Below are 26,935 nucleotides of genomic sequence, written 5' to 3'. Positions count from 1 at the left end.
GTGCGCAGGTCTAGGAGCCGAGGGGGCGACCATGAAGTTGGCGAATCACGAGGACATCGTCCAAGCGATCCACGACTGTCGCGAGGTGGTGGTCGAGTGGCGGTCTCAGGATGACGGCGGGACGATCCAGCGGCGCCGTTGCGCGCCGATGGATTACGCGCTGAGCCGTCGCTTCCACGACCAGGCGCCGCGGTACCATTTCTTTGACTTTGAGAGCGACAGTGGCTGGAACCACCCGCTCTCCCTCCTGTCGAGCCAGATTGAACGCGTCGAGGTCTTGGAGTCGACCTTTGACCCGGCCATGTTTGTGACGTGGGACACGCGTCGGTCGCCCTGGGTGTTGCCTCGCAGCACCTGGGGCGACCACAACTGATCCTGGTGCGGGGGGAATGGGTGAGAAGCCCCGGCGTCGCTTGTCAGTCGTTCGGCGGGCGATGGCGCTGGCTCATGCGTTGAGTCCGGGCGCCAGAATGGACCGCCCGCTGACCGTTCTCGCTGACCATGCGGCGGTTCGGTATAGACCCAAGCGAGGCGGTGCTGACGCGGATGCTCGTCTGCTGCAGTGCGTCGCCCCGGGCGGGGAGTTGCTGGCCCTGGTGAGCGACATGTTCGGACCGCGTGTCTCGTCGTGCTCAGCGGGCTCGTACGCAGCCCGCGAGCGCGACCGCCGCTGCGGCCAGGGTGCCCGTGAGTACGACGATCTCCACGAGGGCGGTCTGGAGCGCGTCGGTCGCGTCGCCGGCGGTGGTGGCGGTGGCCGCGCTGCCGATCCCGGACGATCCCGGTGGCGAGGGTCTGGGCGAGCTGGAGCGAGCTGCTCGTCACCCCCTGGTGTCTGACGGCGCCTGACGAGTGTGGCAGCGGTCGACGCGTTGAAGGCTACGCCCATCCCGAGACCGCCCACCCGGCGACGGCGAGCGAAGCGGGGACGGTGTCAACGAGGACCGTCGTGGCAATGGCCGCGGCCCCCACGAGGAGAATTTCGGCGTCGGCGGCCACGCTCCGGCCGTGGCTGTCGGCGTGGGTGGTGCCGAAGCGGGCCTGGAGGAACGACCTGAGCACCCAGGTCAGGGCGCCGGCGCACAGGCTGAGGCCGGCCGCCGTGGCGCTCTGGCCCCGCAGCGCCTGCAGGCCCGGGGGAATGAAGGCCTCGCTGCCGAATTGGACCCCGCACAGCAGGGCGCGCAGCACGATCCCGGCGCCGATGTCCGGTCGAGCGGTGAGGGTGCCGGCGGGCGTAGCCCGTCGGAGCGCGGGGACGGACAGCGCCGTCCCGGCGAGCGCCAGGGCCACCAGCGCGACCACGTCTTGGAGCAGGAGGGCCCGCGGCAGCGCCGTACCGACCGTGAGCTGAACCGAGCTCACCAGCGGGCCGCGCCACCACGTCGTCCCTGAGGGTCCGTCGCCGTGCTCACCGGGGTCGCCGGGGTCTCCGCCGTGACCGAGCCGCTCGACGCGTCGCGCGCCGTGGTCACGATGTGCACGGCGCTGGCGCAGTGGTACCGGCCCACCGGTCCGGCGACGCCGGAGCAGGTGGCGGCGGGGTACGTCGAGCTCGCGCTCGACGCCGTACGGTGCCGTCCGTCGGCGCGACCGCTGCCGCGGCGGTGAGGAAGCCGCGCAGGAACATCGGTGGGAAGGTAGTTGTTCGTTCAACCATGAAGAAGATCGGGTTCCTGTCGTTCGGGCACTGGACGCCGTCGCCGCACTCCCAGACGCGGTCGGCCTCCGACGTGCTGCTGCAGTCGATCGAGCTCGCCGAGGCGGCCGAGGAGCTGGGCGCCGACGGCGCCTACTTCCGTGTCCACCACTTCGCGCGGCAGCTCGCCTCGCCCTTCCCGCTGCTCGCCGCCGCCGGCGCGCGCACGTCGCGCATCGAGCTCGGCACCGGCGTGATCGACATGCGCTACGAGAACCCGCTGTACATGGCGGAGGACGCCGGCGCCGCCGACCTCATCTCCGGGGGACGCCTCCAGCTCGGCATCAGCCGGGGATCACCGGAGCAGGTCGTCGACGGCTACCGCTACTTCGGCTACGGGCCCGCCGAGGGCGAGGACCACGCCGACATGGCGCGCCGCCACACGTCGGTGTTCCTCGACGTGCTCAGCGGACGCGGCTTCGCCGAGCCCAACCCCCGCCCGATGTTCCCCAACCCGCCCGGGCTGCTCCGTGTCGAGCCGCACTCCGAGGGGCTGCGCGACCGCATCTGGTGGGGCGCCGGATCGCGCGCCACGGCCGAGTGGACCGCCCGGCAGGGCATGAACCTCATGAGCTCGACCCTGCTCACCGAGGACACCGGCGTGCCGTTCCACGAGCTGCAGGCCGAGCAGATCCGCCTCTTCCGCGACGCGTGGACGGAGGCGGGGCACGAGCGCGAGCCCCGCGTCTCGGTCAGCCGCAGCATCTTCCCGCTCGTCGACGACCGCGACCGGGCCTACTTCGGCCAGGACCGGGCCAGCAGCGACCAGGTGGGCATCATCGACGGGGGCACGGCGCGGTTCGGCAAGTCGTACGCCGCCGAGCCCGACCAGCTCGTCGAGGAGCTCGCGAAGGACGAGGCCATCGCCGCGGCGGACACCCTGCTGATCACCGTGCCGAACCAGCTCGGGGTGGAGTACAACGCGCACGTCATCGAGTCGCTGCTGACCCACGTCGCGCCGGCGCTGGGCTGGCGCTGACCGTCGCGCGGGTCGGGGATGGCCTGGGCCCGGTGTCGGGCTGGGGGTCGGGCTCGGGTCGGGCTCGGGGTCGGGCTCGGGTGGAGGAAAACGCGGACGGGCCCGACCGGGTGGGACGAAAGTGCGCGGGCTGGTGGAGCGGGAGAAAGAAAACGCGGACCTGGGTCGCCCAGGCCTCGGCGTGTCGCGGCCGAGGGTCCGCGTTTTCTTCGTCCGGTCGGGATCGGCCCCGGGCCCGGTCCGCGTTTTCTTGGTCCGGTCGGGGTCGGCCCGCGCCCGGGTCCGCGTTTTCGTCGTCCGGTCGCGTCCGGCCCGCCGGGGCCTCAGGTCGCGGGAGCGGCGGCCAGCGCCGTACGCACGGCGGCGAGCCGCTCGTCGTAGCGTCCCGGGCCCACCCCGAACCCCCGCTGCTCCCACGGGTCGACGACCGTCTCGAGCAGCGCGCACGCGCGTTCCGCCCACGCCCGGAGCCGGGGGTGGATGCCGCCCGCGACCTTGAAGTGCGCCAACGCGGCGGCGACGTAGGCGTCGATCTCGCCGTGCAGGAAACGGACGTGCGGCTCGTCCGCGTCGAGCCAGGCGACGACTGCCTCGCCCGGTCCGTCCCACAGCTCCTCCGGCACGAGCGCCCAGTCGTCGAGGAGCGCGACGAGGGCCGCGGGGGCCTCGTCGTCGGCGCCACCGTCGAAGAAGAACTCCTCGAGGTGCCGCAACGTGTCGTGCCCGTCGTCCGAGCCGAACGGCGCGCGCGGGTCGGCGGCGTCCCAGAACCAGTCGGGCGCGACCGCGACGTACGACGGGTGGCTCGTCGCGCGCGCCAGACCGTCGAGTCCGTCGAGGTAGCGCGCCGGGGGGACCATGCCGCGCACCGTACCGACCCGCCGCCGACCCGATAGCGTCCCCCCGTGGCCGCCGACGGGCGGCGGCCCGCGAGCGAGGGGTGGCCATGACGGTCGAGGTGGTCGAGAACGAGCAGGAGAAGCGGTACGAGGCGCGCATCGACGGCGCGCTCGCCGGCTTCGCGGCCTACATCCCGGGCGAGGCGATGCGCGTCATCACCCACACCGAGGTGGATCCGGCCCACGAGGGCAAGGGCGTCGGCTCGGCGCTGGCCCGCTTCGCCCTCGACGACATCCGCGCGCGCGGCACGAAGGTCATGCCGCTCTGCCCGTTCGTGCTCGCGTGGATGCAGCGCCACCCCGACTACGCCGACCTCGCCTTCAACGCCCCGGCCAGCCGGGTCGTCGACTGAGCCGGGCGTGCGGGTCGTGAGCGACTGCTACCTCGACAAGGCCGAGCCCGCGGCGTACGCGGCCCTCGGGTCCACGGCGTCCGCCGTCACCGACGCCGCGAAGCGGGTCGGGCTCGACCGCCGGCTGGTCGAGCTCGTCAACATCCGCGTCTCGCAGCTCAACGGCTGCGCCTTCTGCCTCGACCTGCACCACCGGCGTGCGCTGGCGGCGGGGGAGGAGCCGCGACGGCTCGCCGTGCTGGAGGCGTGGCGGGAGACCTCGCTGTTCTCGGAGGCGGAGCAGGCGGCGCTCGTGCTCGCCGAGTCCATCACCCGCCTGCCGTCCCACGACGAGCGGTGCCGCGCCGAGGCGCGGGCCCGCCGGGTGCTGGGGGACGAGGCGTACTCCGTCGTCGCCTGGATCGCCGTCACCATCAACGCCTTCAACCGACTGTCGATGACGAGCCACCACCCGGTGGGTTGACGCTCCCCAACGCCGACCGGGTCGCGGTGGGAGACCTACGGAATCCGTAGGTCCCTCACCACGACCCGGTCGTGGGGCAGGGGGTACGCCGCGGGTCAGCCCGCGGCGACGTCGATGGGCTGGCCGTCCTTGGGGCGGCCGAGCGGCTTGCCGACGACGATGACGTTGTTCTCGTAGTACTCGCCGTTCCAGTCCGCGCAGGTGATGAGCACCAGCGCGCCGTCACCGTGGTCCTGGCCGAAGAGCTCCTCGGCCTTCTCGGCGACGTCCTCCCGGCTGTAGTAGCGCGGGGAGGAGGTGAGCTCGTAACGCATCCGGCCCTGGTCGCTCACCACGTCGACCAGGTCGCCCTGCTCGAGCTGGCCGACGCTGTTCATGGCGCCGCCCCCGGTGTGCACCGTGTGACCGGTGATGACGGTCTGGCCCTGGGTGGCCCCCGGCTTCGCGCTCAGGTTCCACCACCCGACCAGCTCGGCGTCACGGGGCGGGTCGAGCTCCCCGTCCGCCACGCTGATCGGGATGATCGGGGCCGAGACGTCGATCCTCGGCACCTCCAGCCGGATGGGCGCGGCCGGGTCGAGCGAGACGAACTCCGACGACGTCGTGCCGTCGTCCGCCTCGCCACCCGGCCACGCCACACCCCAGCCGATCATGCCGACACTCATCACGAGGAGCACCGTGGTCAGGGCCGAGAGGAGCGCGTCCCCCAGTCCGGGCCGCTTCTTCGGGGTGCTCTCGTCCATCGCGTCAGTAGATCACGCAGGATCAGATCGAGCGGCGCGAACGGACGAGCTGCGCCACACCGGCACCACCCGCGAGGACCGCCATGCCACCCAGTGCGACCGGGCCCCACGGGACCTCGGTCTCACCGGCCGAACCGGCCGGGACCGACACGGGAACGGCCGGGGTCGGGTCGCTCGGCGGCGTCGGGTCCGGCGTCGTCGTCGGCGGCGTCGGGGTGTCGATGTCGGCCACGCCGCCCTTGCAGAACGCCTTGCCCAGCTCGAGGCTCGCGAAGCTCGTGCCGATGAACTGCGAGGCCGCGGGAAGCACCTGCAGGTCGAGGGCGGTGACCTCGATCGAGTTGGCGGAGGGCTGCGACTGCTTGTTGAGCGTCAGGCTCAGCACGTTGTCGCGGATCGGCGCCAGCTGGCTCGAGATCTGCGCGATCACCAGGTCGTTGATCTGGTCGAGGTAGGGCAGCAGGGCGGTCAGCGGCTGGAGCGCGCCGTTGAGGCCGTTGGTCAGCTGCTGGTCCACCCCCACGAGCACGGCGTCGACGACGTCGTCGAGGTTGGTGACGACCTCGGTGTTCGGCGCGATGTCGCCGACGGGCAGGTCGAGGATCTCGATCTCCTGGCCGGCGACCGTCACGTAGCCGCGCAGGTCGGCGATGTTGGAGTCGGCCGAGGCGGACGTGGACGTCGCCTGGCAGGTGCTCTGGATCGCGCCCGCGGACTCGATGACGATGCCGAGGTTGCCCAGGCCGCCCAGCACCTGGTTGACCACGTCGCTCAGCGGCGTCGTCAGCTGGGAGACCAGCGGGCCGAGCGCGTCGTTGAGCGGCTGGGTCAGCGGGTTGAGGATGTTGGACTGGATCAGCTGGGCGTCACCCAGGTTGACCGTGCCCGGGAGGAGCGTGACCGCGTCGCCGCCGGTGAGGCAGGAGCCGTCACCGACCTCGGCGACGACCGCCCCGGTGCCGGCGACACCCGAGCAGGCGCGGGACGTGCCGCGGCCGTCGGCGACGGCGGTGGTCGCGTCCTGGTAGAGCACGCCCACCGAGACGTTGCTCTGGTTGGACAGGACGTCGGCGACCTCGGGCGAGTTCGTGCCCGTGGACGACTGCTCCTTGCCGTCGTTGACGACCGTGAACTGGCCGGAGTCGACCGGGCTCCCGGCGATCGTGAGGATCGCGGCCGTGGCGCTGGCCTCGGCGGCGGGCTCGGCGGCCATGGCAGGCGCGGTGGTCACGCCGATGATGGCGACGGTCGAGAGCGCCGCGAAAAGGCGCGTGGTTGAGCGTGGCAAAGGAATCCCTCCCCGGATGGATCACGACGAGCGATGCCTTCTGTGCCCCGCTCGAGGTGGTCAACGACACATGCTCGCGCAGGCTACTCTCAAGATTCCCTCAAGGCGACCTCAAGGGGCGTTGGATCTCATTACTGACCGGTACTCGGCACACCACGACCGGGCCCACGTGCCGCACTAGGCTGGCGCCGCTCGCCCCGACCGATCGGTCGTGGAAGGGCCCCGAAGACCCCTGACGAACGGAGCCAGCCGCATGACCTCCATCCCCGAGAGCCTCCAGGGCAAGACCGTCGCGGTGCTCGGCGGCACCGGACCCCAGGGACGCGGCCTCGCCCGGCGCTTCGCTGCCGCCGGCGTGCCCGTCGTGCTGGGCTCGCGCACGGAGGAGAAGGGGCAGGCCGCCGCGGCCGAGCTCGCCGAGGCCCTCGCCGGCTCTGGCGCCGGCGCGGAGGGCGTGGGTGCCGTGAGCGGCTCCGACAACGCGGGTGCCGCCGCCGCTGGTGACGTCGTGCTCGTCGTCGTGCCGTGGGACGGCCACAAGGAGCTGCTCGAGAGCCTGCGCGAGCAGCTCGCCGGCAAGGTCGTCGTCGACTGCGTGAACCCGCTCGGCTTCGACAAGCAGGGTCCCTTCGCGCTCAAGGTCGAGGAGGGCTCCGCGACCGAGCAGGCCCAGGCGGTGCTGCCCGACTCGACCGTCGTCGGTGCCTTCCACAACGTCTCGGCCGTCCTGCTCGAGGACCCCGCCGTCACCTCCATCGACACCGACGTGCTCGTGCTCGGCGACGAGCGCGAGGCCACCGACCTCGTGCAGGACCTGGCCGGGGTCATCCCGGGTGTGCGCGGTGTCTACGGGGGGCGTCGTCGCAACGCCCACCAGGTCGAGGCCCTGACGGCGAACCTCATCGCCGCGAACCGCCGCTACAAGGCCCACGCCGGCGTGCGCATCACCGACATCTGATCCACCCCTCGCGGGCTCGTGGCCCCAGCGCATCGGAAAGTGATGCGCTGGGGCCACGACTCGTTCGGGGTGGGGACTGGTGGCCCCGGTCCCGTCGGGCCCCGGTCCGTCGGGCCGTCGGGCCGTCGCTCGCGCCGTACCGGCTCGGTGGTCCCGCCCCCAGGGCCTGGGTGAGGAAAGTGCGCGGGGGCCCGTGCTGGGGGAAGGAAAACGCGGACCGGACGGGCCCGGGGTTCGGCGTGTCGCGCTGCCCCGTCCGCGTTTTCTTTTCAGCCCCCGGAGCCCGGTCCGCGTTTTCTTTCCAGCCCCCGGAGCCCCGTCCGCGTTTTCTTTCGCAGCCCCGCGCCTACCAGCTCGACTTCGTGATCCCCGGCAGCTCGCCGCGGTGGGCCATCGCCCGGAACCGCACGCGCGAGACGCCCGCCTTGCGCAGGTAGCCGCGGGGCCGTCCGTCGACCTGATCCCGGTTGCGCAGGCGCACGGGGGAGGAGTCGCGGGGCATCCGCGCCAGCGCCTGGACCGCCGCGGTCAGCTCGGCGGAGCCGGCGGGGGCGCGGCGTACCCGCTCCTTCGCCTTCGCCCGCCGCTCGGCCCACCGCGCCACGACCTGCTGGCGCCGCTTCTCGGCTGCGATCTTCGACTGCTTGGCCATCAGCGCTCCTCCCGGAACTCGACGTGGCGGCGGATCCGGGGGTCGTACTTCATCAGCACCATCCGGTCCGGGTCGTTCCGCCGGTTCTTCTTCGTGACGTAGGTGTAGCCCGTGCCCGCCGTCGAGCGGAGCTTGACGATCGGGCGCACGTCGCTGCCGCGCTTGGCCATCAGAGCCTCACCCCCGCCCGCTGCAGCTCCGCGACGACCGACTCGATGCCGCGGGCGTCGATCACCTTGATGCCGCGGGCGCTCAGGCGCAGCGTCACGGTGCGCCCGAGCGTGGGCACGTAGTAGCGCTTCCTCTGGATGTTGACGTCGAACCGTCGCTTGGTGCGGCGGTGGGAGTGCGAGACGTGGTGGCCGAATCCCGGCTCCCGTCCCGTCACCTGGCACACACGTGACATGGGGTTTCCTTCCGTGGCAGACTTGAGAACGGTTCTCATTCTAAACACACGGAAAGCGAGCATCTCGATGAAGCAGGGCATCCACCCCGACTACGGACCGGTGGTCTTCCGCGACCGCTCGGCCGGCTGGACGCTGCTGACGCGCTCGACGCTGGCGCGCACCACCGGCGAGACGACCGAGGTGGACGGCGTGACCTACCCCGTCGTCGACGTCGACGTCTCCTCCGCGAGCCACCCGTGGTGGACCGGCAAGGGACGCGTCCTCGACACGGAGGGTCGGGTCGAGGCCTTCAGGCGTCGGTACGGCGCGGCCGCCGCCGCCCGCGGCACGGAGCGCCCGGCGGCCGAGCGCCCGGCGGCCGAGGGGTCGGCGGCCGAGGGGTCGGCGTCGTGAGGGCCTCGGTGCTGCTCGTGACCGGTGTCGACCCGGACGCGATGGCCGCCGCGCAGCTCGCGCTCCTCTGGGACGCGCCGCAGGCCGTCGCCGTGCGCCATCGCATCGACGTCGGCCGCGGCGTCCTCGAGCGGGTCGTCTCCGACCTGACCGGCGTCGTCGAGCACCAGGAGACCGAGCTCGAGCACGCCTGCGTCAGCTGCGCGCTGCGCGAGGACGTGCTGCCCACGCTCGACCGGCTCGCCCGCGACGGGCGGTGGCGCTCGATCGTGGTGCAGCTGCCCGTCGGGGCGGAGGCCGACCAGGTCTGCACCGTGCTGGCCCGCGACCCGCGCCTCGCCCGGCGGCTGCGGGTCGCCGCCGTCGTGACCGCCCTCGACCACGGCACCGTCGTCGCGGACCTGCTGGGCGACGACACGCTGGCCGACCGGGAGCTCGGCACCTCCGCCGACGACGACCGCGGCGTCGGGGACGTCGCCTGCGCGATGGTCGAGCACGCCGACGTCGTGGTGCTCACCGGCGGGGCGGGCGACGCGGGGGTGGCCGCCACCCTGGTGCGCACGCTCGCGCGCCCCGACGTGCCGGTGGTCGAGGACGCCGCCCGCCTCGAGGCCGCTCCTCTCGTCGCGCGACCGCCGCACCGCCACGGGCGCACGGTGGCCTGGGGCTCCCACGTGCGGGAGGTGCCGTTCGTCGCGGCCCCCGGGCCGGGCGTGTGGTCCCTCGAGCTCCGCGCGGACCTGCCGTTCCACCCCGACCGGCTCGTCGAGGACCTCGAGTCCCTCGCGGCCGGCCCGTGGCGCACCCGGGGCTGCTTCTGGCTGCCGACGCGACCCGACCGCGCGCTGCTCTGGGAGGGCGCGGGCGGGCACCTGTCCATCGGCGACGGGGAGGCCTGGGGGGCGCGGCCGCGCCGTACGCACCTCACGTTCGTCGGGGTCGGCGAGCGTCCCGCCCACCTGCCCGCCACGTTCGAGTCGCTCCTGGTGCCGGCCGCCGCCGTCGGCCCAGGCATCCGCTGGACCGCCGCGGAGGACGGGTTCGAGCCGTGGCTCGGTCCCATCCGGCGCGTCGCCTGAGCTCCCCCGAGAATCGAGAAGAAGGAGACAACCGTGGCCGTCCCCAAGCGACGCCTGTCGCGCAGCAACACCCGGCACCGCCGCTCGCAGTGGAAGGCGACCCCCGCCGACCTCGTGCCCGTCGTCGTCGGGGGCGAGGAGCACGCCGTGCCCCGGTCGCTGGTCCGCGCCGTGCAGCGCGGCCTCGTCGACCCCGCCACCGGTCGCCCCACCCGGAACACCAGGAGAGGAGGAACGCGATGAAGGTCCGCAACTCGCTGCGGTCGCTGAAGAACCAGCCCGGCTCGCAGGTCGTGCGGCGCCGCGGGCGCACGTACGTCATCAACAAGCAGAACCCGCGGCTCAAGGCCCGCCAGGGCTGACGCCTGCGGCGCCCCCCGCCGCAGAGGCCGCACGACGGAGCGTTCGGTCGGCCCGGTGGTCGGCCGGACGCCCCGGTGCGGGAGACTGCGGAGTCATGAGCGCTGAGCAGACCCACGTGGCCTACGCGTACGACGCCGAGTCCGGCATCGCGCGCATCACCCTCGAGAACGCCGAAGCGGGCAACCCGATCCACACCGCGTCGCTCGAGCAGCTGCTCGCTGCCGCCCGCCGCGTGAACACGGACGGCGCGCGGGTCGTCGTGCTCGCCGCCCGGGGCCGCTTCTTCAGCGTCGGCGGCGACCTCGCGCAGTTCGGCGGTGCGGACGACATGGCGGGCTACATCGACGACCTCGCCGACGGTCTGCACCGCGCCGTCAGCGAGCTCGTGCGCTCCGACGCGATCGTCGTCGCTGCCGTGCAGGGCGCGGCGGCCGGGGCCGGGTTCCCCCTCGTGGCCGCGGCCGACATCGTGCTCGCCGCGCGCTCGGCCAGCTTCACGCTCGCCTACACGCGGGCGGGCCTCAGCCCCGACGGCGGCTCGTCGATGCTCGTGCACACGCTCGGCCTCCACCGCGCGCTACGGCTCGCCCTCCTCAACGACCGGCTCGGGGCCGAGGAGGCCCAGGCCGCCGGCCTCGTGGCCCGCGTCGTCGAGGACGCCGAGCTCGAGGCGGCGACCGAGGAGATGGCGTCCCGTCTCGCGGCCGGCGCTGCGGGCGCCCAGGCGACCACCAAGCGCCTCCTCCGCCAGGCCGCCGAGCCGGCGCCGGAGAGCCGCCTGCGCGCCGAGGCGCTCGGCATCCGTGCCCAGGCGGGCGGCCCCGAGGGGCGGGAGGGCGTCTCCGCGTTCCTCGCGAAGCGGGCGCCGGTGTTCGGGGCCTGATCGGTCCTTCGCGCAACGTCGGCCCCCCGCTCGACTACCCTCGGTGGTGGCCCGCTCGGGGTCGCACACCCAAGTTGCGTGGAGGTACGACGCGGATGCGCGCGAGGAGAAGCACCAGGATCGCGGCGCTCGTGGGCGCGCTGGCGCTGTCGGTCAGCGCCTGCAGCGGCGACGACGGCGACAACGAGGACGCAGCCCCCGACCTGCCGGAGAACCTCGCCGAGGCCTGCCCCGCCGTCGGCGAGATCGTGAGCCCCGCCGAGGACCCGGGCGAGACGGACTACACCCGGCTCGCGGCCGACCTCCGGGACTTCGTCGACAACGCCGACGACGAGACCGCCGACGCGCTCACCCCGCTGGCGGACGCCGCCGAGGCGCGGGCCGAGGCGGCGGCGAGCGTCGACGAGTCGGATGTCAACGAGTTCGCAGAGGACCCCAGCAACTTCCCGACCGACATGGTGCCGGGCCAGGAGTACACGTTCGAGGGCCCGCCCATCGAGGGCGACTCGGCGGCGCTCGAGGCGGCCGACGAGGAGTGGATCAACGCGCTCGAGACCGTCAGCGCCACGTGCGACGCCGAGGGCACGCCGCTCTACTCCGTGGAGCCGACCCCCGGCCTCACCGAGGAGCCGTCGCAGCCGGCCGACACGGAGTCCACGGTGGGCTGAGCGCCGAGGTCCCGCAGACACAGCGAGGGCGTCCGATCCGGTGGATCGGACGCCCTCGTCGCGTCTCCTGGGCCGGCCGGGACGTGCCCGGGCCGGCGTCAGGTCTCCGTGATCAGGAGCCGGAGACCTGCTTCTTCAGCGCGGCGGCGGCCTTGAACGCCGGCGTCGTGCTCGCGGCGATCTGGATCTCCTCGCCCGTCTGCGGGTTGCGGCCCGTGCGGGCCGCGCGCTCGCGGGTCTCGAAGGTGCCGAAGCCGGCGACGGCGACCTTGTCGCCACCGGCCAGCGCCTTGGCGATCGCGTCGAACACGGCGTTCGCGGCCGACTCGGCCTCGCCCTTGCCCAGGCCCGTGGCGGAGGCGACCTGGTCGACGAGCTCCTTCTTGTTCATGTGTGACTCCTTGTCGAGAACGTGCGGTCAGAGCGACCGTAGCGGGGAAATCCCCGCATCACGCTACCGAACCGCCGGGATTGCTGGCGTGTCGGGCGTGGACGCGGGCTCCGGGTCCCCGTCGGGGACCTCCGTCACGAGCGTACGACGCCAGGCCGCCACCCCCGCGAGCAGGAGGGCGGCGGTGCCCGACCCGACGGTGACGACGTACGCCGCGGTGTGCGCCCCGAGGTCGATCGACCCCGCTCGGGCCAGGTCGGCGAGCCGGCCCGCGAGGGCGGCGCCCGCGGCGTACCCGAGGCCGGTGGCGCCGGCCAGCAGCGTCATCGCGGTGGCGACCCGCGCGACCGGCACGACCCGCTCGGCGAGCGTGAAGGTCGTGATCATGTAGGGCGCCACGGCGAAGCCGAGCACCAGCGTCACCACGGCGACCGACGAGAGCGTGCCGACGAGCAGCAGCGGCGTGCTCAGCACCGCGAGCGCGGCGGCGGCCACGAGCAGGCGTCGGCCGAGGGTGAACCGGTCGGGCAGGTAGGCGTAGGTCAGCGCGGCGGTGACGCTGCCGATGCCCAGCAGGGCGTGCACGAGGCCCGCGGCGCCGGGCATCCCGGCGTCGGTGGCGACCGCGGTCGAGCCCGTCTGGATCGAGCCGAACACCATGCCGAGCAGGGTCTGGGCGCCGAGCAGCACGAGGACCGTGGCCGTCAGGAGCGGGGCGGAGGTGCCGGCGGTGCGCCGGCCCGTGCCGCGCGGGGCCGAGCCGTGGAGACCGAAGGCGGTGCCGAACACGGCGAGCGTCACCGCGGCGACGAGGAGCGCGCCGGCCGGGTCGACCAGGGCGGCGAGCAGGCCGACGACGGCCGGGCCGAGCACGAACGAGGCCTCGTCGGCCGCGCCCTCGTAGGAGAACGCGGTGGCGACGAGACGGCCCTGCTGGGCCTCGCCGGCGGTCAGCGGACGCCACCGGACACGCGCGAGCGGGCCGACCTGGGGGAGCGCCGCGCCGGCGAGGGCCGCGACGACGAGGAGGGTCGGGAGCGGTGCGTCGCCGGTGGCGCACAGCACGAGCGCGACGAGACCGGCCGCGCCCACGAGGGACTGGACGAGCACGACGGGGCGCTGGCCCCAGCGGTCCGCGAGGCTGCCCGCGACGGGGGCGCCGATGGCGTTCGCGACGGCGAGGGCACCGGCGGTCGCGCCGCCCGCGCCGTAGCTGCCGGTCTCGGCGGCGACCAGCAGCAGCGTGCCGATCTGGGCCATGGCGAGGGGGACCCGCGCGACGAAGGCGACGAGGACGTAGGTGGGACTGGTCAGGCTGACCAGCCGCCGGTAGGAGTGCATCGGTGACATGGGGGCTCCGGGCAGGGCGAGGCTGCGCGCCGTACCCACCTCCAAGACGCGCCCGAACCCTGAGCGCTCGCCATGTTACGGGGATGTTGCGCCGACGCGGTAGGCCGCGCGACGGAGTCGTGCGCCACCCCGGATCCGCGTCCTGCGGCGCCGTGTCACCTGACGCCCCTAGAATCCGCGCCGTGCCCGACCAGACCCCGCCGCTCGCGCCGGAGCTCGCGCCCCGGCGGCCCCGCGCCGACGCCACGCGCAACCGCGTGCGCGTCTCCGATGCCGCGGTCGAGGTGTTCGCCGAGAAGGGGCTCGTCGCCACCGTTGCCGACGTCGCCCGGCGCGCGGACGTCGGCAACGCCACCGTGTTCCGGCACTTCCCCACGAAGGCCGACCTGCTGAGCGAGGTCGCGGGCCGATGGTTCGAGACCTGGTCGGCGGACGTCGCGGCCTACCTCGAGGAGGACCGCGACGACACGCTGCGCGTGCTGCTCGCCGAGGTGATGGAGCGGTTCCGGCGCGACCGGTTCGCGCTCGACGCCCTCTGGGGCGAGGACTTCGACGACCGCATGCGCCAGGCCCGCGAGGAGCTGCTGCGGCGCTTCGGCGTGGCGCTCGACCGCGCGGTCGGGGCGGGACTCGTCGCGCCGGACGTCACCCTCGACGACCTCGCCCTCCTCGTGCTCGGCCTGGCGTCGCGGCTCTCGGCACTGGGCGACGCCGACCGTGCGTCGTGGCAGCGCGCCGGACGCTTCGCGTGGGCCGCGATCGCCCGCCAGGACAGCGTTTAGGGGAGCCTTTCCTGTCTGGAACGGTTCCAGAAAAGGTGGTTATGTGGGTGACGTCGCCGGCCCGAGCCGGCAATCCGGACCCCCAGGAGAGGAGCTCGCCATGAGCGACACGATCCAGACCACGACGCCCGCCGCGACCCACAAGGCCCACCCGCGCTTCACGGCGTCCCAGCAGCTCGCCGACCACCTGCAGGCGCTCAGCGCCGACCTGATCGACCTCCACCTCGTGGGCAAGCAGGCCCACTGGAACGTCGTCGGCAAGAACTTCCGCGACCTCCACCTGGCCCTCGACGAGGTCGTCGACGCCGCCCGCGACTTCTCCGACACGGTGGCCGAGCGCATGCGCGCCATCTACGTGACGGTGGACGGTCGCGCTGCGCGCGTCGCCACCCAGTCGAGCCTCCCGGAGTTCCCGGCCACCGAGGTCGACACCGCCCGGTGCGTGGACCTCATCGTCGCGTCGCTCTACGCGGTGTCCGGCACGGCCCGTCGGATCCACGACGACGTCGACGCCGAGGACCCCACGACCGCCGACATCCTCCACGGCATCATCGAGCGCCTCGAGCAGCTCGCGTGGATGATCGACGCCGAGAACCGCACCGCCGACGCGAGCGAGCCGGCCAACATCAACGAGTGACCTCCCGGGGTCTCCCCGCGGAGACCCCGGACCCCGTACGGCGACGAGCCGGTCCCCCTGTCCTCTGTGGCGGAGCAGGGGGACCGGCTCGTGGTGCGTCGCAGGGCCTCAGAGGCGCGCCGAGTGGAGCACGCGCGTGACCTCGATGCGCAGCGCCACCCGGTCGGGGCGCTCCTTCGGCTGGCGGTAGCGCGCGGCGTACCGCTCCACGGCCCGGGCCACCTCGTCGGGATCGGTGGTCGCGGTCGCCGTCCCCTCGAGCGTGACCCAGCGGGCGCCGTCGACGTGGCAGACGGCGACCGGTCCACCGGGGCTCGCCTGCACGTTCCGCGCCTTGCGCGCGCCGGCGAAGGTGATCACCCACGCGCAGCCGCGCTCGGCGTCGATGCCGACCCCGACCGGCACGACGTGGGGCCGGCCGTCGGGGCGCAGCGTCGTCAGCGTCGCGAGGTGGCGCTCGGCGAAGAAGGAAGCGAGGCCGTCGGGGACGGCGGTCCAGTCGGGGGTCCAGGACGGCACGGGCGGCTCCGTTCGCGCGGGGTCACAGGGGTACGGCGGTGGGTCGCCGCCGTCGTCGACCCTAGCGATCCGCTGCTCGCCCGTCGGGGTGGGACCGCCCACCTAGGCTCGGGTCATGGCACACCGGACCGGCCAGGCCCCCCTCGCGACGACCCTCGCCCGGGGTCTCGACACCGTCCTCGACCGCACCATCGCGCCGGGCTACACGAAGCTCGGGCTGAGCCTGCGGCGTCGTCTCCCCACGTGGCCCGCCGACCCGGCGCCCGACGCCCTCCGCGGGCGCGTCGCCGCGGTCACCGGGGCCACCTCCGGCCTCGGGCTCGCCACCGCCGAGGGCCTGGCGCGGCTCGGGGCCTCCGTGCGGCTCGTCGTGCGGAACGTGGAGAAGGGCGAGCAGGTGCGCGCCGAGCTGCTGGAGCGGGTGCCGGGCGCCGACCTCGTGGTGGACCGCTGCGACCTGGGCGACCTCGACGACGTACGCCGCGCGGCCGCCGCCATCGACGCGGCGCTCGACGGTCGCACCCTCGACGTGCTCGTGCACAACGCCGGGGTCATGCCGCCGGAGCGGACGCTCTCGCCGCAGGGCCACGAGCTCTCCATGGCCGTCCACGTGCTGGGCCCGGTGCTGCTCACCGACCTCCTCCGCGACCGGCTCGCCGCGTCGTCCGACGCCTCCGACCCCGACGACCCGGCACCGAGCGGCGCGCGGGTGGTCCTCGTGACGTCCGGGGGCATGTACGCGCAGGCGCTGCGGGTCGACGACCTGGAGTACGACGCGTCGCCGGAGGACTACTCGGGCACGACGGCGTACGCACGCTCGAAGCGCGCCCAGGTCGAGCTGCTCCCGTCGCTCACCGCGCGCTGGGCGCCGGAGCACGTCAGCGTCGCGGCGATGCACCCCGGGTGGGCCGACACCCCCGGCGTCGTCGACTCGCTGCCGGGCTTCCACAAGCTTACCGGCCCCGTGCTGCGCGACGCCGCCGGTGGCGCCGACACCGCCGTGTGGCTGGGGGCCGTGGAGCCCGCGCCGCCGTCGGGCGCGTTGTGGCACGACCGCCGGGTGCGGCCGACGTCCCTCCTGCGGCGCACCCGCCCGTCCGCGGCCGACCGCCGCGCGTTGTGGGACTGGGTGCGGGAGAACGCCGGCCTGACCGGCTAGATCCAGCGGTCGAACCAGATCCGGTCGAGCCACTCGCCGCGGGTGAGGAGCTCGGCCGTGTAGATCGGGTAGAACCACGCGAAGTTCACGATCACCAGCACGACGACGGCGCCGGCGACGACGACGCCGACCGTGCGGCGCGGGGTGGGCACGCGTGACCGGCCGACGAGCTGCCCCATCGCCAGCGTCAGGGCGATGACGGTGAACGGCAGGATCGCCATCGCGTAGAAGATGAAGATCGGTCGGTCGTCGTTGAAGAACCACGGCACCCACGTCGAGAGCGCGCCGACGACGGCGACGCCGTAGCGCCAGTCGCGGGCGCCCAGCCACATGAGCGCCGCGAACGCGAGCGCCACCGCGCCCGACCACCACAGCACCGGCGTGCCGAGGATGAGCACCTGGCGCAGGCACGTGGAGTCCGGGGCCGCGTCGCACCCCTGCGCGCCGGGCGCGATGCCGTTCTCGGCGTGGACGCCGACGGGCCGGTTGAGCAGCAGCCAGCCGCGCGGGTCGGACTGGTAGGGGTGGGTGGAGCAGTTCAGGTACTGGGTGTGGAACGTGTAGACGTCCTGGTGGTAGTACCAGAGCGACCGCAGCGACTGCACCACCTCGCCGAGGCCCGAGGCGTCCGGCTCCGTGGCGGTCGGCCAGCGCTGCGACGGGTCGGTCTCGGCCTGGCCGTCGCAGTCCGCGGCGGGGGCGACGAACTGCGTGTACTGCGTCGACGAGAACGCCGCCTCCTCCTGGTCGGCGTGGATCAACCACCCGGTCCAGCTGAGCACGTACGTCGCGAACGCGACCAGCACGAGGTAGCCGAACGCGGGGAGGCCGTCGGTGAGGGCCGCGCGGAGGAGGGAACGCCGTACGCCGAACATCCGGCGTGCGCCGGCGCTCCAGACCCACACGAGCAGGCCGAAGGCCGCGAGCGGGTAGAGCGCCGTCCACTTCGTGCCCACGGCCAGGCCCCACATGACGCCGCCCGTCAGCAGCCAGGGGCGCCAGAGCAGGCGTCGTACCGGACCCCAGGTGGCCCAGCGGGCCGTGCCGTCGAGCGGATCGAGGCGGGCGGTGGGGTCGTCGGGCCGTTCCGGCACGAGGTGGGCCAGCCGCGCGCGCAGCCAGAACCGGTCGTTGACGACGCACGCGACGCCGCAGGTGATGAAGAGGGCCAGGAAGATGTCGAGCAGCGCGAGGCGCGACAGCACGAAGTGCATGCCGTCGAAGGCCAGGAGGATCCCGGCGACGAGGCCGAGCATCGTCGAGCCGGTCATGCGCCGCACGAGGCGGCACAGCACGAGCACGAGCAGCGCCCCCGCGACGGCGGCGGAGAAGCGCCAGCCGAACGGGTCCATGCCGAAGAGCCGGATGCCCAGCGCGATCGCCCACTTGCCGACCTCGGGGTGCACGATCAGCTCGGGCTCGTCCGACCACGCGTCGAGGTCGCCCGCGAGGATCCGGTCGTTGGCGTCGTCGGGGTAGTCCCGCACGTAGCCCAGGTTGAGCAGCGACCACGCGTGCTTGGCGTAGTAGGTCTCGTCGAACGAGAACTCCCGCGGCGTGCCGAGGTGCCACAGCCGCATCCCCAGCGCCAGGGCGAAGACGCCGAGCGCGGGGAGCCAGCCGCCCCAGCGCGTCGACCAGCCGGCGAGCGCACGGGTGACCGCGGGCGGGGCCACGGCGCGTCCCGCCCGCTCCCTGGCGCGGGCGAGGATCGGCGAGGTCACGGGGGTGAACTCTACGATCGGGGCGTGAGCGGAGACGGGAGCGGCGTGCTGGTGCTGGCGGGTACCCCCATCGGGCGCCCGGACGACGCGCCCCCGCGGCTGGTCGCGGAGCTCGCGCGGGCCGACGTGGTCGCCGCCGAGGACACGCGCCGGCTGCGGCGGTTGACGACCGACCTGGGGGTGGAGCTCACGGGTCGCGTGGTGTCGTACTTCGAGGGCAACGAGACCGCGCGCACCCCCGTGCTGCTCGAGGCGCTGCTCGCCGGGGAGCGGGTGCTGCTGGTGACGGACGCGGGGATGCCGAGCGTCTCCGACCCCGGGTACCGGTTGGTGGCCGCCTGCGTCGAGGCCGACGTGCCGGTCACGGCCGTCCCGGGCCCGTCCGCCGTGCTCACCGCCCTCGCCGTCTCCGGCCTGCCCGTCGACCGCTTCTGCTTCGAGGGCTTCCTGCCGCGCAAGGCGGGGGAGCGCGGCCGCCGTCTCGCCGGCCTGGCCCGCGAGGAGCGCACGATGGTCTTCTTCGAGGCGCCCCACCGCACCCACGCGGCGCTCGCCGCGCTCGCGGAGGCGTTCGGCGGCGACCGCCCCGCCGCCGTCTGCCGGGAGCTGACGAAGACCCACGAGGAGGTACGCCGCGGCGATCTCGCCTCGCTGGTCGCCTGGGCCGCCGAGGGGGTGCGCGGGGAGGTGACGCTCGTGGTGCAGGGCGCCTCGCCCGGCGCGTCCGTCGCCTCCGACCCCGAGAGCCTGCGGGCGGCCGTCGCCGAGGCCGAGGCCGCGGGCGCGACGCGCAAGGACGCCATCCGCGACGTCGCCGACGCCGCCGGCGTGCCCAAGCGCGTCGTGTACGACGTGGTGCACAAGGGGTGAGCCCGCCACTTTCCCCGGTCGACCGGGGAACACGCCGCTTAGACCATCAATGTTGATGGTCCAAGCGACACCTTCCCCGGTCGACCGGGGAAAGTGCCACACCCGGCTACTACCCTCGCGACCATGCCTCCCGCACGCGTCACGTCGTTCGTCCACGAGGGCCTGACCTTCGACGTCGAGGACTCGGGTCCGATCGACGGGGAGGTCGTCGTGCTCCTCCACGGCTTCCCGCAGCGCTCCTCGTCGTGGCGCCGCGTGGCGCCGCTCCTGCACGCCCACGGCTACCGCACGGTCGCCCCCGACCAGCGCGGCTACTCGCCCGGTGCGCGGCCCACGCGTCGGCGCGACTACACCGTGCAGCACCTGGCCGGCGACGTGCGGGCACTGCTCGACGCGCTCGGCACGGCCGGCGAGCGCGTCCACCTCGTCGGTCACGACTGGGGCGCCGTCATCGGGTGGGGCGTCGCCGCGGCGTACCCCGACCGCCTGCGCACCTTCACCGCCGTCTCGGTGCCGCCCACGGGTGCGTTCGTCCGCGGCGGGCTGCGGGGGCCGCAGCTGCTGAAGAGCTGGTACATCGGCGCCTTCCAGCTGCCGCGCCTCCCCGAGCTGCTCGCCGGTCGCAAGCCGGAGGCGCTCGAGCGCGTGCTGCGCTCGACCGGCATGACCAAGGAGGACGTGGCGCGGTTCCGCACCGAGATCCTCGAGCACGGCGCGTTCCCGGGCGCCATCGGCTACTACCGCGCGCTGCCCCTCGCCGCCCGCGGCTCGTTCTCGGCGCGCGTCCGGGTGCCCACGACCCTCGTGTGGAGCGACGGCGACACCGCGGTCGACCGCGCGGGCGTGGAGCTGGCGTCGGACTACGTGGACGCGCCGTACGAGCTCGTCGTGCTGCAGGGCGTCAGCCACTGGGTGCCGGAGCACGCCCCCGAGGCGCTGGCCGAGGCGGTGCTGGAGCGCGTGGGGAGCGCGGCGTGACCGATCCCGACCGGCCCACCCGCTCGCGGGCGGCGGCCACGGAGCAGGGCTCGCGCCGCGACCGGTCCCGGCCGCCGGCGCCCGAGCCGCTGCCGCACCCCGTGGTCGACAACCACTGCCACCTCGACATCGCCGACGGTCCGGACGGGGCGTGGGTCGAGGTCGACGCGGCCCTGGAGGCCAGCGCAGCGGTGAACGTCCCGCGGATCGTGCAGATCGGCTGCGACCTCGAGGGGGCGCGGTGGGCGGTCGCGGCGGCGGAGCGGTACGACGCGCTCGTCGCCGGGGTGGCACTGCACCCCAACGAGGCGCCGCGCCTGGCTGAGGCGGGTCGTCTCGAGGAGGCCCTCGACGAGATCGAGCGGCTCGCGGGGGCGCACGCCGACGTGCGGGCCGTGGGGGAGACGGGGCTAGACTTCTTCCGCACCGGGCCCGAGGGCGTCGACGCGCAGCGCGAGAGCTTCGCCCGCCACATCGCGATCGCGAAGCGGCTCGACAAGACGCTCGTCATCCACGACCGCGACGCGCACGCGGCCGTCCTCGACGTGCTCGACGCCGAGGGCGCGCCCGACCGGTGGGTGATGCACTGCTTCTCCGGCGACGCCGAGCTCGCGCGCGCCTGCCTCGACCGGGGCGCCCACCTCTCCTTCGCCGGCACGGTCACGTTCAAGAACGCCGCACCGCTGCGCGAGGCTCTCGCCGTGACGCCCCAGGACCGGGTGTTGGTGGAGACGGACGCGCCGTACCTGACGCCCGTGCCCTACCGCGGGCGGCCCAACGCGTCGTACCTCGTGCCGCTGACCATGCGCGTCATGGCCGAGGTGCGGGGCGAGGACCTGGCCGAGCTGTGCGCCGCCGTGGACGCCACGACCGAGCGTGCGTTCGGGGGTTCGTGGGGTCGCACGAGCGGGTGAGCCCGGGCGGACGAGGGACGTGACCCTGTGCACGGGGGATTGGAGGCTCCCCCGATCCCCGCTATGGTCGGGGTCTTGTCAGCCGGGATCGGGCATCCACACCGACCGGCGCAGGGTGCGGCTCGCGGGCCGGGCGCGGACAGACAACCGCGTTCCGATCCCCGCTACTTCCTCAGTCGACCCGACTGGATCCCGATGGTTCCCGACGAGGTGCAGCAGGAGACCCCTGCGGCCTGCTCGCCGGCGGCACGTCGCGGCCCAGCGGTGCGCCGACGTCCGTGAACCGGGAACCACGTCGTTCGGAGAAGCGTGCAGCTCAACAGTGTCCTGGGCAGCCGAGGCGATCTCGCCCGGCTCGTCCGCAGTCGGGGGTTCGTCATCGCGCTGGTCGCGGTCGTGGTGCTGGCGGTGGCCGGCACCACCGCCGGCTACGCCGCGCTCGGCAAGTCCGTCACCCTCTCGGTGGACGGTCAGGAGCGCACGGTCACCGTCTTCGGAGGCACGGTGGGCGACGTCCTCGAGTCGGAGTCGATCGACGTCGGGGAGCGCGACCGCGTCGTGCCCAGCGTCGACGAGGCCGTCGAGGACGGCACCAAGGTCGACGTCCGCTACGCGCGTCCGCTCGAGCTGACCGTCGACGGCGAGTCCCAGACCCGGTGGGTGCTGGCGACCAACGTCGACGCCGCCCTGACGGAGCTCGGCGTCGACGACGCCGCCACCGTCTCGGTGAGCCGCAGCGCGTCGATCGACCGCGAGGGCCTCGCCCTCGAGCTGGTCACCCCCAAGACGCTGACCGTCGTCGTCGGCCTCGACGACCCGGTGCAGGAGCGCGTCGCCGCGACGACCGTCGCCGACGTGCTCGAGCAGATGGGCGTGGAGGTCTCCGAGACCGACGCCGTCGACCCCGCGCTCGACAGCACGGTCACCGACGGGCAGACCATCACCGTGGTCCGCTGGACCGCGGAGGAGGCGACCGTCGAGGGCCAGCGCGTGCCCCACGACACCGTCGAGGTCAACGACGCGAGCCTGGAGAAGGGCGAGCGCGAGGTCGAGCAGGAGGGCCGCGACGGCGCCGCCGACGTGACCTACCGCGTCGTCTTCCGCAACGGCAGCACCGTCGAGCGCACCGAGCTGTCCCGCGAGGTCACCACCGCGCCCGTCACGGAGCGCATCCGCGTCGGCACGAAGGAGCCCGAGCCGGAGCCGTCCAGCTCGTCCGGCTCGTCCGCTCCCGCGGGTGGCAGCAACTACGAGTCCGGCTCGACCGACTGGGACCGTCTCGCGCAGTGCGAGTCGGGCGGCAACTGGGCCATCAACACCGGCAACGGCTACTACGGCGGCCTGCAGTTCAACCTGCAGACCTGGCGCGCCTACGGCGGCTCGGGCTACCCGCACGAGAACAGCCGCGCCGAGCAGATCCGCATCGCCACCAAGGTCCGTGACGACCGGGGTGGGTACGGCGCGTGGCCCGGCTGCGCGAGCAAGCTCGGCCTGCCGCGCTGATCACCTGCTCCACCGCACGACACGCAGGACCCGGCACGACCCAGCACCAGCGACGAGCCGCCGTGGACGCCCGACCGGGCGACCACGGCGGCTCGTCCGCATCCGGCGTCAGTAGGGTGAGCCCCGTGACCGACCCCGGCGAGCCCCGCCTCCTCAGCGCCGCCGACGTCCGTCGGCTCGCGGCGGAGCTCGACCTGCGGCCCACCAAGCAGCGCGGCCAGAACTTCGTCATCGACCCCAACACGGTGCGCCGCATCGTGCGCGAGTCCGGCGTGGGGGCCGACGACGTGGTGGTGGAGGTCGGGCCCGGCCTGGGCTCGCTGACGCTGGCGCTGCTGGGCGTCGTACGCCGCGTGGTCGCCGTCGAGCTCGACCCGCTGCTCGCCGGGCGGTTGCCGGCCACCGTCGCCGAGCACGCGCCCGCGCAGGCGGACACCCTCGAGGTGGTGCTCGCCGACGCGATGCGCGTCGCGGAGATCCCCGGGCCGCCGCCGACCGCGCTGGTCGCGAACCTGCCCTACAACGTGTCGGTCCCGGTGCTGCTCCACCTCATGGCCCTCCTGCCCTCGCTGGAGCGCGGTCTCGTCATGGTGCAGTCCGAGGTCGCCGACCGGCTGGCCGCCGGGCCGGGCTCGCGCACCTACGGGGTGCCGTCGGTGAAGGCGGCCTGGTATGCCGACGTGCGCCGCGCCGGCGCCATCGGTCGCAACGTCTTCTGGCCCGCGCCCAACGTGGACTCGGGCCTCGTGGCCTGGACGCGCCGCGAGCCCCCGGCGGCGGTCGCCACCCGCGAGGACGTGTTCCGCGTCGTCGATGCCGCCTTCGCCCAGCGCCGCAAGACGCTGCGGGCGGCGCTCAGGCCGATGACGGCGGCGTCCGGCGACGGGGCGGCCGAGCGGCTCGAGGCGGCGTTCGCGCAGGCGGGGCTGGCGGCCACCGTGCGGGGCGAGCAGCTCGAGGTGGAGCAGTTCGCGGCGCTGACGGACGCCCTCGTCGCGACCGGTGCGCTGGCGCCCGCCGGTGCGGCCGGTCCGACCCGTGGGAGCCGCGCGTGAGCAGCCGCAGCCGGGTGACGACGGCGGTCACGGTGCGCGCGCCCGCCAAGATCAACCTCTACCTCGCCGTGGGAGCGGCCCGCCCCGACGGCTTCCACCCGGTGGCGACGGTCTACCAGGCCATCGGACTCTACGACGACCTCACGGCCCGCCCCGGCGGCTCCGGCACCAACCCGGTCCGCCTCGCGCTCCACGCCGCCGACCACGTCGACGCCGGCGCCGTGCCGCTCGCCCCGGGCACCAACCTGGTGCACCGCGCCGCGCAGCTCCTGGGCGCCCACCACGGACGCACGCTGCGGGCGGACGTCGAGATCGCCAAGGCCGTCCCCGTCGCGGGCGGGCTCGCCGGCGGGTCCGCGGACGCCGCCGCCGCGCTCGTGGCGCTCGACCGCCTGCACGACCTGCGCACCCCCGACGAGGCGCTGCTCGCGATCGCCGCGGAGCTGGGCAGCGACGTGCCGTTCTCCCTCCTGGGGGGCACCGCGGCCGGGGTCGGGCGTGGGGAGCAGGTCACGCCGTACAGCGACCCCGCGATCGCCGACGCCGCCTGGTGGTGGGTCGTCGTCCCGCAGGCGCTCGGGCTCTCGACCCCCAGCGTCTACCAGCACTTCGACCGGATGCGGCCCGACGCGGCCGAGTCGGTCGTGGTGCCCGACCGCGTCATCGCGGCCCTCGCCTCGCAGGACCCGGTGACGCTCGCCGCGGTGCTGCACAACGACCTCCAGGCCCCCGCCCTCGACCTGCGTCCCGAGCTGGCCGACGTGCTGGCCGACGGCGAGGCCGCCGGTGCGCTGCGGGGCATCGTGTCCGGCTCCGGCCCCACCTGCGTCTTCCTCTGCGGCTCGCCCGACGAGGCGCGGGAGGTCGCCGGGCGCCTGCAGGCGTCGTACGACGTCGTGCTCGTCGCCACCGGCCCCGTCGCCGGTGCCCACCGTGTGGAGTACGTCTGATGGCCGCCCCGAACCTCGTCAACCTCGAGAAGGTCTCGAAGTCCTACGGCGTGCGGCCCCTGCTGTCGGAGGTCTCCCTCGGCATCGGCGAGGGGCAGCGGATCGGCGTCGTCGGTCGCAACGGCGACGGCAAGTCGACGTTGCTCAACGTCTTCACGGGCACGGAGGAGCCGGACACCGGTCGCGTGTCGCAGACGCGCGGTCTCCTCGTCGGGCACCTCCACCAGGGTGACCGGCTCGACGACACCCACTCCGTGCGCGAGGCGGTGCTCGGCGGCAAGGCCGACCACGAGTGGGCCGCCGACGCCACGACCCGCGAGGTCGTCGAGGTCCTCCTGGCGGGGGTCGAGCTCGACCGCCCCGTCGCGGGGCTCTCCGGCGGGGAGCGGCGACGCTGCGCCCTCGCCGCGCTGCTGCTCGACCAGCACGACCTGCTCGTGCTCGACGAGCCCACCAACCACCTCGACGTCGAGGCCGTCGCCTGGCTCGCGCAGCACGTCGCCGGGCTCCCGTCCGCGCTCCTCGTCGTCACCCACGACCGCTGGTTCCTCGATGCCGTGTGCCAGTGGACCTGGGAGGTCCACGACGGGGTGGTGGACGTCTACGAGGGCGGGTACGCCGCGTTCACCCTCGCCCGCGCCGAGCGCGCCCGCGTGGCCGCCGCCGTGGAGTCGCGCCGGGCCAACCTGGCTCGCAAGGAGCTGGCGTGGCTGCGCCGGGGTGCCCCCGCGCGCACGTCGAAGCCCAAGTTCCGCATCGACGCCGCCAACGCGCTCATCGAGGACGAGCCGCCGCCCCGCGACACCCTGGCACTGCAGAAGTTCGCGACCCAGCGGCTCGGCAAGGACGTCGTGGACCTCGAGCACGTCGACCTGCGCCGCGGCGACCGGGAGCTGCTGCGCGACGCCACCTGGCGCCTCGGGCCGGGCGACCGGGTCGGCATCGTCGGCGTCAACGGCGCGGGCAAGACCTCGGTGCTCTCGCTGGTCGCCGGGGCGCTCGCCCCGGACGCCGGGCGGGTCAAGACGGGGCGCACCGTGGCGCTCGCGCACCTCACCCAGCAGCTCGACGACCTCGACCCCACCGCCCGCGTGCTGCCGATGGTGGAGTCGATCCGCCGGGTGACGACGACGGCCGACGGCGAGATCACCGCGACCTCCCTGCTGGAGCGCTTCGGCTTCACCGGCGACCGGCTGACCGCTCGCATCGGTGACCTCTCCGGCGGGGAGCGGCGACGGTTCCAGCTGCTCTGCCTGCTGCTCGAGGAGCCCAACGTGCTGCTCCTCGACGAGCCGACCAACGACCTCGACATCGAGACGCTGCAGGTGCTCGAGGACTTCCTCGACGGCTGGCCCGGCACGCTGCTCGTGGTGAGCCACGACCGGTACTTCCTCGAGCGCGCCACCGACTCCGTCTGGGCGCTGCTCGGCGACGGGCAGCTGTCGATGCTGCCGCGGGGCGTGGACGAGTACCTCGAGCGCCGGGCCGCGTCGACGTCGGCCAAGGGCGCGCTGGCCGAGCCTGCCTCGGAGCCCTCGGCGGCCGCTCCGAGCGGCTCGCCCGCCCGCGGGGCGAAGTCCGGCAGCGCCGAGGAGCGCGCCGCGCGCAAGACCGTCGCCCGGGTCGAGAAGCGCCTCGCGCGCATCGCCGGCGACGAGGCGGCGCTCAACGCCGAGGCGGTCGAGCACGCGGCCGACTACGAGCGGCTCGCCGACATCGGGGCACGCCTGCAGGCGTTGGCCGACGAGCGCGACGAGCTCGAGCTCGAGTGGCTCGAGGCCGCCGAGCTGCTGGGCTGAGGCGCGGCGGGGCTGGGCCGGGCTCGGCCGGGCTTGGTCGGCCGGGGCGCGAAATGTGCGGTCGGGACACAGCCAGCGGTCCGGTGGCCGCACCAACGTCCCTTTCTGCGACCCCACGCGGACCGGCCCCGACCCACCGTCGTGCCGCCCACCGCGTCGCCCGTCAGGCGTCCTCGCGGACGATGCAGAGCACCGGGTGGATCGGACCCTCCGCGGCGTGCGTCCGGCGCTCGGACCGGCTGTGGACGACGCCGCTCACGCCGCGACCTGGGGATGACGGGCGGGCCGGTTCGCGGCGTACCGAACACGCTTGAAGCATCAACACGCCGCTTTGACCATCAACGTTGATGGGCGGTGTCCATCGGTCTAAGCAACGGTCATGCTGCTGCCGGGTTGGCGAGCAGCTCGGCCAGCGCTTGGGCTGGTGTCCGTAGGTCGAGGGTAGGTCGTGGGCGTTGGTTGAGGGTTGCGGCGATC

General features: G+C 74.1%; 32 protein-coding genes and 3 pseudogenes. 24 read left to right on the top strand and 11 right to left on the bottom strand.

All coding sequences use genetic code 11. The annotated features are described in order from the left end of the window. Positions 1–31 precede the first annotated feature (31 nt). Together G3T38_RS16900 and G3T38_RS16895 are read left to right on the top strand one after the other, a co-directional pair. The gene (locus tag G3T38_RS16900; protein ID WP_163773498.1) at positions 32–373 is read left to right on the top strand and encodes a hypothetical protein; all 342 of its coding nucleotides are present in this window, start codon (positions 32–34) and stop codon (positions 371–373) included. Between the two features lie 314 nt (positions 374–687). Beyond that, entirely contained in the window at positions 688–849 is a 162-nt protein-coding gene (locus tag G3T38_RS16895; RefSeq protein ID WP_163773497.1) for a hypothetical protein, read from the top strand. Positions 850–879: 30 nt separating this feature from the next. On the opposite strand, the gene G3T38_RS16890 is transcribed toward G3T38_RS16895, so the two are convergent. After that, positions 880–1,365: a hypothetical protein gene (locus G3T38_RS16890; RefSeq protein WP_163773496.1), complete on the bottom strand. Its 486-nt coding sequence runs from the start codon at positions 1,363–1,365 to the stop codon at positions 880–882. 42 nt (positions 1,366–1,407) lie between these two features. Between G3T38_RS16890 and G3T38_RS16885 the strand changes: the two genes are divergently transcribed. Together G3T38_RS16885 and G3T38_RS16880 are read left to right on the top strand one after the other, a co-directional pair. Beyond that, positions 1,408–1,611 (top strand): TetR-type transcription factor C-terminal domain-containing protein, encoded by a 204-nt coding sequence (locus tag G3T38_RS16885; protein ID WP_163773495.1) that lies wholly within the window; start codon positions 1,408–1,410, stop codon positions 1,609–1,611. Between the two features lie 47 nt (positions 1,612–1,658). Beyond that, entirely contained in the window at positions 1,659–2,678 is a 1,020-nt protein-coding gene (locus G3T38_RS16880; protein WP_163773494.1) for an LLM class flavin-dependent oxidoreductase, read from the top strand. Between the two features lie 323 nt (positions 2,679–3,001). On the opposite strand, the gene G3T38_RS16875 is transcribed toward G3T38_RS16880, so the two are convergent. After that, a complete protein-coding gene (locus G3T38_RS16875; protein WP_163773493.1) occupies positions 3,002–3,538 on the bottom strand; it encodes a hypothetical protein in 537 nt (178 codons plus the stop codon). Positions 3,539–3,624: 86 nt separating this feature from the next. Between G3T38_RS16875 and G3T38_RS16870 the strand changes: the two genes are divergently transcribed. Further along, positions 3,625–3,930, top strand: coding sequence for a GNAT family N-acetyltransferase (locus tag G3T38_RS16870; protein ID WP_163773492.1), 306 nt, complete (start codon positions 3,625–3,627; stop codon positions 3,928–3,930). A 7-nt stretch (positions 3,931–3,937) separates the two neighbouring features. Beyond that, entirely contained in the window at positions 3,938–4,393 is a 456-nt protein-coding gene (locus tag G3T38_RS16865) for a carboxymuconolactone decarboxylase family protein (protein WP_163773491.1), read from the top strand. A 95-nt stretch (positions 4,394–4,488) separates the two neighbouring features. On the opposite strand, the gene G3T38_RS16860 is transcribed toward G3T38_RS16865, so the two are convergent. Together G3T38_RS16860 and G3T38_RS16855 are read right to left on the bottom strand one after the other, a co-directional pair. Next, positions 4,489–5,136 carry a class F sortase gene (locus tag G3T38_RS16860; RefSeq protein ID WP_163773490.1) on the bottom strand — a complete coding sequence of 216 codons (648 nt, stop codon included), beginning with the start codon at positions 5,134–5,136 and terminating at the stop codon, positions 4,489–4,491. Positions 5,137–5,158: 22 nt separating this feature from the next. Further along, a complete protein-coding gene (locus G3T38_RS16855; RefSeq protein WP_163773489.1) occupies positions 5,159–6,367 on the bottom strand; it encodes a hypothetical protein in 1,209 nt (402 codons plus the stop codon). A gap of 310 nt (positions 6,368–6,677) precedes the next feature. Here G3T38_RS16855 and npdG point away from each other — a divergent pair, with 310 nt between their 5' ends. Next, positions 6,678–7,382, top strand: a complete 705-nt coding sequence (gene npdG, locus G3T38_RS16850) for an NADPH-dependent F420 reductase (protein ID WP_163773488.1) — start codon at positions 6,678–6,680, stop codon at positions 7,380–7,382. A 346-nt stretch (positions 7,383–7,728) separates the two neighbouring features. Here the strand turns inward: npdG and rpsN are convergent, their stop codons facing one another. The 3 genes from rpsN to rpmB are packed head-to-tail and all read right to left on the bottom strand — an operon-like array spanning position 7,729 to position 8,440. Then, complete coding sequence (rpsN, locus tag G3T38_RS16845; RefSeq protein WP_163773487.1) at positions 7,729–8,034, bottom strand: 30S ribosomal protein S14; 306 nt, start codon at positions 8,032–8,034, stop codon at positions 7,729–7,731. Then, positions 8,034–8,204: a 50S ribosomal protein L33 gene (gene rpmG / locus G3T38_RS16840; RefSeq protein ID WP_163773486.1), complete on the bottom strand. Its 171-nt coding sequence runs from the start codon at positions 8,202–8,204 to the stop codon at positions 8,034–8,036. The genes rpsN and rpmG overlap by 1 nt, the downstream gene beginning before the upstream one ends. Beyond that, complete coding sequence (gene rpmB / locus G3T38_RS16835) at positions 8,204–8,440, bottom strand: 50S ribosomal protein L28 (RefSeq protein WP_163773485.1); 237 nt, start codon at positions 8,438–8,440, stop codon at positions 8,204–8,206. The genes rpmG and rpmB overlap by 1 nt, the downstream gene beginning before the upstream one ends. A gap of 67 nt (positions 8,441–8,507) precedes the next feature. On the opposite strand from rpmB, the pseudogene G3T38_RS16830 reads away from it, so the two are divergent. The 6 genes and pseudogenes from G3T38_RS16830 to G3T38_RS16805 all read left to right on the top strand — a co-directional run. Then, a pseudogene (locus G3T38_RS16830) lies at positions 8,508–8,747 on the top strand (type B 50S ribosomal protein L31); the annotation flags it as partial. Positions 8,748–8,830: 83 nt separating this feature from the next. Next, positions 8,831–9,913 (top strand): CobW family GTP-binding protein, encoded by a 1,083-nt coding sequence (locus G3T38_RS16825; RefSeq protein ID WP_338037728.1) that lies wholly within the window; start codon positions 8,831–8,833, stop codon positions 9,911–9,913. Positions 9,914–9,946: 33 nt separating this feature from the next. After that, positions 9,947–10,156 carry a 50S ribosomal protein L32 gene (gene rpmF / locus G3T38_RS16820; protein ID WP_163773483.1) on the top strand — a complete coding sequence of 70 codons (210 nt, stop codon included), beginning with the start codon at positions 9,947–9,949 and terminating at the stop codon, positions 10,154–10,156. Beyond that, positions 10,153–10,275, top strand: a complete 123-nt coding sequence (ykgO, locus tag G3T38_RS16815; RefSeq protein ID WP_023645249.1) for a type B 50S ribosomal protein L36 — start codon at positions 10,153–10,155, stop codon at positions 10,273–10,275. The genes rpmF and ykgO overlap by 4 nt, the downstream gene beginning before the upstream one ends. Positions 10,276–10,370: 95 nt before the next feature. Next, positions 10,371–11,159: an enoyl-CoA hydratase/isomerase family protein gene (locus G3T38_RS16810; protein WP_163773482.1), complete on the top strand. Its 789-nt coding sequence runs from the start codon at positions 10,371–10,373 to the stop codon at positions 11,157–11,159. Between the two features lie 95 nt (positions 11,160–11,254). After that, entirely contained in the window at positions 11,255–11,827 is a 573-nt protein-coding gene (locus G3T38_RS16805) for a hypothetical protein (RefSeq protein ID WP_163773481.1), read from the top strand. Positions 11,828–11,939: 112 nt separating this feature from the next. Here G3T38_RS16805 and G3T38_RS16800 read toward each other — a convergent pair whose 3' ends face one another. Together G3T38_RS16800 and G3T38_RS16795 are read right to left on the bottom strand one after the other, a co-directional pair. Next, positions 11,940–12,218, bottom strand: coding sequence for an HU family DNA-binding protein (locus G3T38_RS16800; RefSeq protein WP_163773480.1), 279 nt, complete (start codon positions 12,216–12,218; stop codon positions 11,940–11,942). 63 nt (positions 12,219–12,281) lie between these two features. Beyond that, positions 12,282–13,568: an MFS transporter gene (locus G3T38_RS16795; RefSeq protein WP_194247587.1), complete on the bottom strand. Its 1,287-nt coding sequence runs from the start codon at positions 13,566–13,568 to the stop codon at positions 12,282–12,284. A 182-nt stretch (positions 13,569–13,750) separates the two neighbouring features. Between G3T38_RS16795 and G3T38_RS21075 the strand changes: the two genes are divergently transcribed. Continuing rightward, positions 13,751–14,350 carry a TetR family transcriptional regulator gene (locus G3T38_RS21075; RefSeq protein WP_206675909.1) on the top strand — a complete coding sequence of 200 codons (600 nt, stop codon included), beginning with the start codon at positions 13,751–13,753 and terminating at the stop codon, positions 14,348–14,350. A 100-nt stretch (positions 14,351–14,450) separates the two neighbouring features. Then, positions 14,451–14,987, top strand: coding sequence for a Dps family protein (locus G3T38_RS16785; protein WP_163773479.1), 537 nt, complete (start codon positions 14,451–14,453; stop codon positions 14,985–14,987). Between the two features lie 108 nt (positions 14,988–15,095). Here the strand turns inward: G3T38_RS16785 and G3T38_RS16780 are convergent, their stop codons facing one another. Next, positions 15,096–15,506 carry a TIGR03618 family F420-dependent PPOX class oxidoreductase gene (locus tag G3T38_RS16780; RefSeq protein ID WP_163773478.1) on the bottom strand — a complete coding sequence of 137 codons (411 nt, stop codon included), beginning with the start codon at positions 15,504–15,506 and terminating at the stop codon, positions 15,096–15,098. Between the two features lie 115 nt (positions 15,507–15,621). On the opposite strand from G3T38_RS16780, the gene G3T38_RS16775 reads away from it, so the two are divergent. Continuing rightward, positions 15,622–16,665, top strand: coding sequence for an SDR family NAD(P)-dependent oxidoreductase (locus G3T38_RS16775; RefSeq protein ID WP_163773477.1), 1,044 nt, complete (start codon positions 15,622–15,624; stop codon positions 16,663–16,665). Here the strand turns inward: G3T38_RS16775 and G3T38_RS16770 are convergent. After that, positions 16,662–18,389 carry a dolichyl-phosphate-mannose--protein mannosyltransferase gene (locus G3T38_RS16770; RefSeq protein ID WP_338037727.1) on the bottom strand — a complete coding sequence of 576 codons (1,728 nt, stop codon included), beginning with the start codon at positions 18,387–18,389 and terminating at the stop codon, positions 16,662–16,664. The genes G3T38_RS16775 and G3T38_RS16770 overlap by 4 nt on opposite strands. A 24-nt stretch (positions 18,390–18,413) precedes the next feature. Between G3T38_RS16770 and rsmI the strand changes: the two genes are divergently transcribed. From rsmI to G3T38_RS16735, 8 genes and pseudogenes are all read left to right on the top strand, one after another. Then, positions 18,414–19,259 carry a 16S rRNA (cytidine(1402)-2'-O)-methyltransferase gene (gene rsmI / locus G3T38_RS16765; RefSeq protein ID WP_338037726.1) on the top strand — a complete coding sequence of 282 codons (846 nt, stop codon included), beginning with the start codon at positions 18,414–18,416 and terminating at the stop codon, positions 19,257–19,259. A 123-nt stretch (positions 19,260–19,382) separates the two neighbouring features. Then, positions 19,383–20,237 (top strand): alpha/beta fold hydrolase, encoded by an 855-nt coding sequence (locus G3T38_RS16760; RefSeq protein ID WP_163773476.1) that lies wholly within the window; start codon positions 19,383–19,385, stop codon positions 20,235–20,237. Continuing rightward, the gene (locus G3T38_RS16755) at positions 20,234–21,151 is read left to right on the top strand and encodes a TatD family hydrolase (protein WP_163773475.1); all 918 of its coding nucleotides are present in this window, start codon (positions 20,234–20,236) and stop codon (positions 21,149–21,151) included. The genes G3T38_RS16760 and G3T38_RS16755 overlap by 4 nt, the downstream gene beginning before the upstream one ends. A gap of 309 nt (positions 21,152–21,460) precedes the next feature. Then, a pseudogene (locus G3T38_RS22350) lies at positions 21,461–22,327 on the top strand (ubiquitin-like domain-containing protein); the annotation flags it as partial. An 87-nt stretch (positions 22,328–22,414) separates the two neighbouring features. Continuing rightward, positions 22,415–22,654: pseudogene (locus tag G3T38_RS22910) on the top strand (transglycosylase family protein); the annotation flags it as partial. Positions 22,655–22,779: 125 nt separating this feature from the next. Then, positions 22,780–23,709, top strand: a complete 930-nt coding sequence (gene rsmA / locus G3T38_RS16745) for a 16S rRNA (adenine(1518)-N(6)/adenine(1519)-N(6))-dimethyltransferase RsmA (protein WP_163773473.1) — start codon at positions 22,780–22,782, stop codon at positions 23,707–23,709. Beyond that, on the top strand, positions 23,706–24,659 hold the full coding sequence (locus tag G3T38_RS16740; protein WP_163773472.1) for a 4-(cytidine 5'-diphospho)-2-C-methyl-D-erythritol kinase: 954 nt from the start codon (positions 23,706–23,708) through the stop codon (positions 24,657–24,659). The genes rsmA and G3T38_RS16740 overlap by 4 nt, the downstream gene beginning before the upstream one ends. Further along, a complete protein-coding gene (locus G3T38_RS16735) occupies positions 24,659–26,458 on the top strand; it encodes an ABC-F family ATP-binding cassette domain-containing protein (protein ID WP_163773471.1) in 1,800 nt (599 codons plus the stop codon). Before G3T38_RS16740 ends, G3T38_RS16735 begins: the two co-directional genes overlap by 1 nt. Positions 26,459–26,935: the final 477 nt, after the last annotated feature.

The organism is Nocardioides zeae (genome assembly GCF_010686755.1).
Classification (GTDB): Bacteria; Actinomycetota; Actinomycetes; order Propionibacteriales; family Nocardioidaceae; genus Nocardioides; species Nocardioides zeae.
This window is presented reverse-complemented; position numbering and strand designations above follow the sequence as displayed.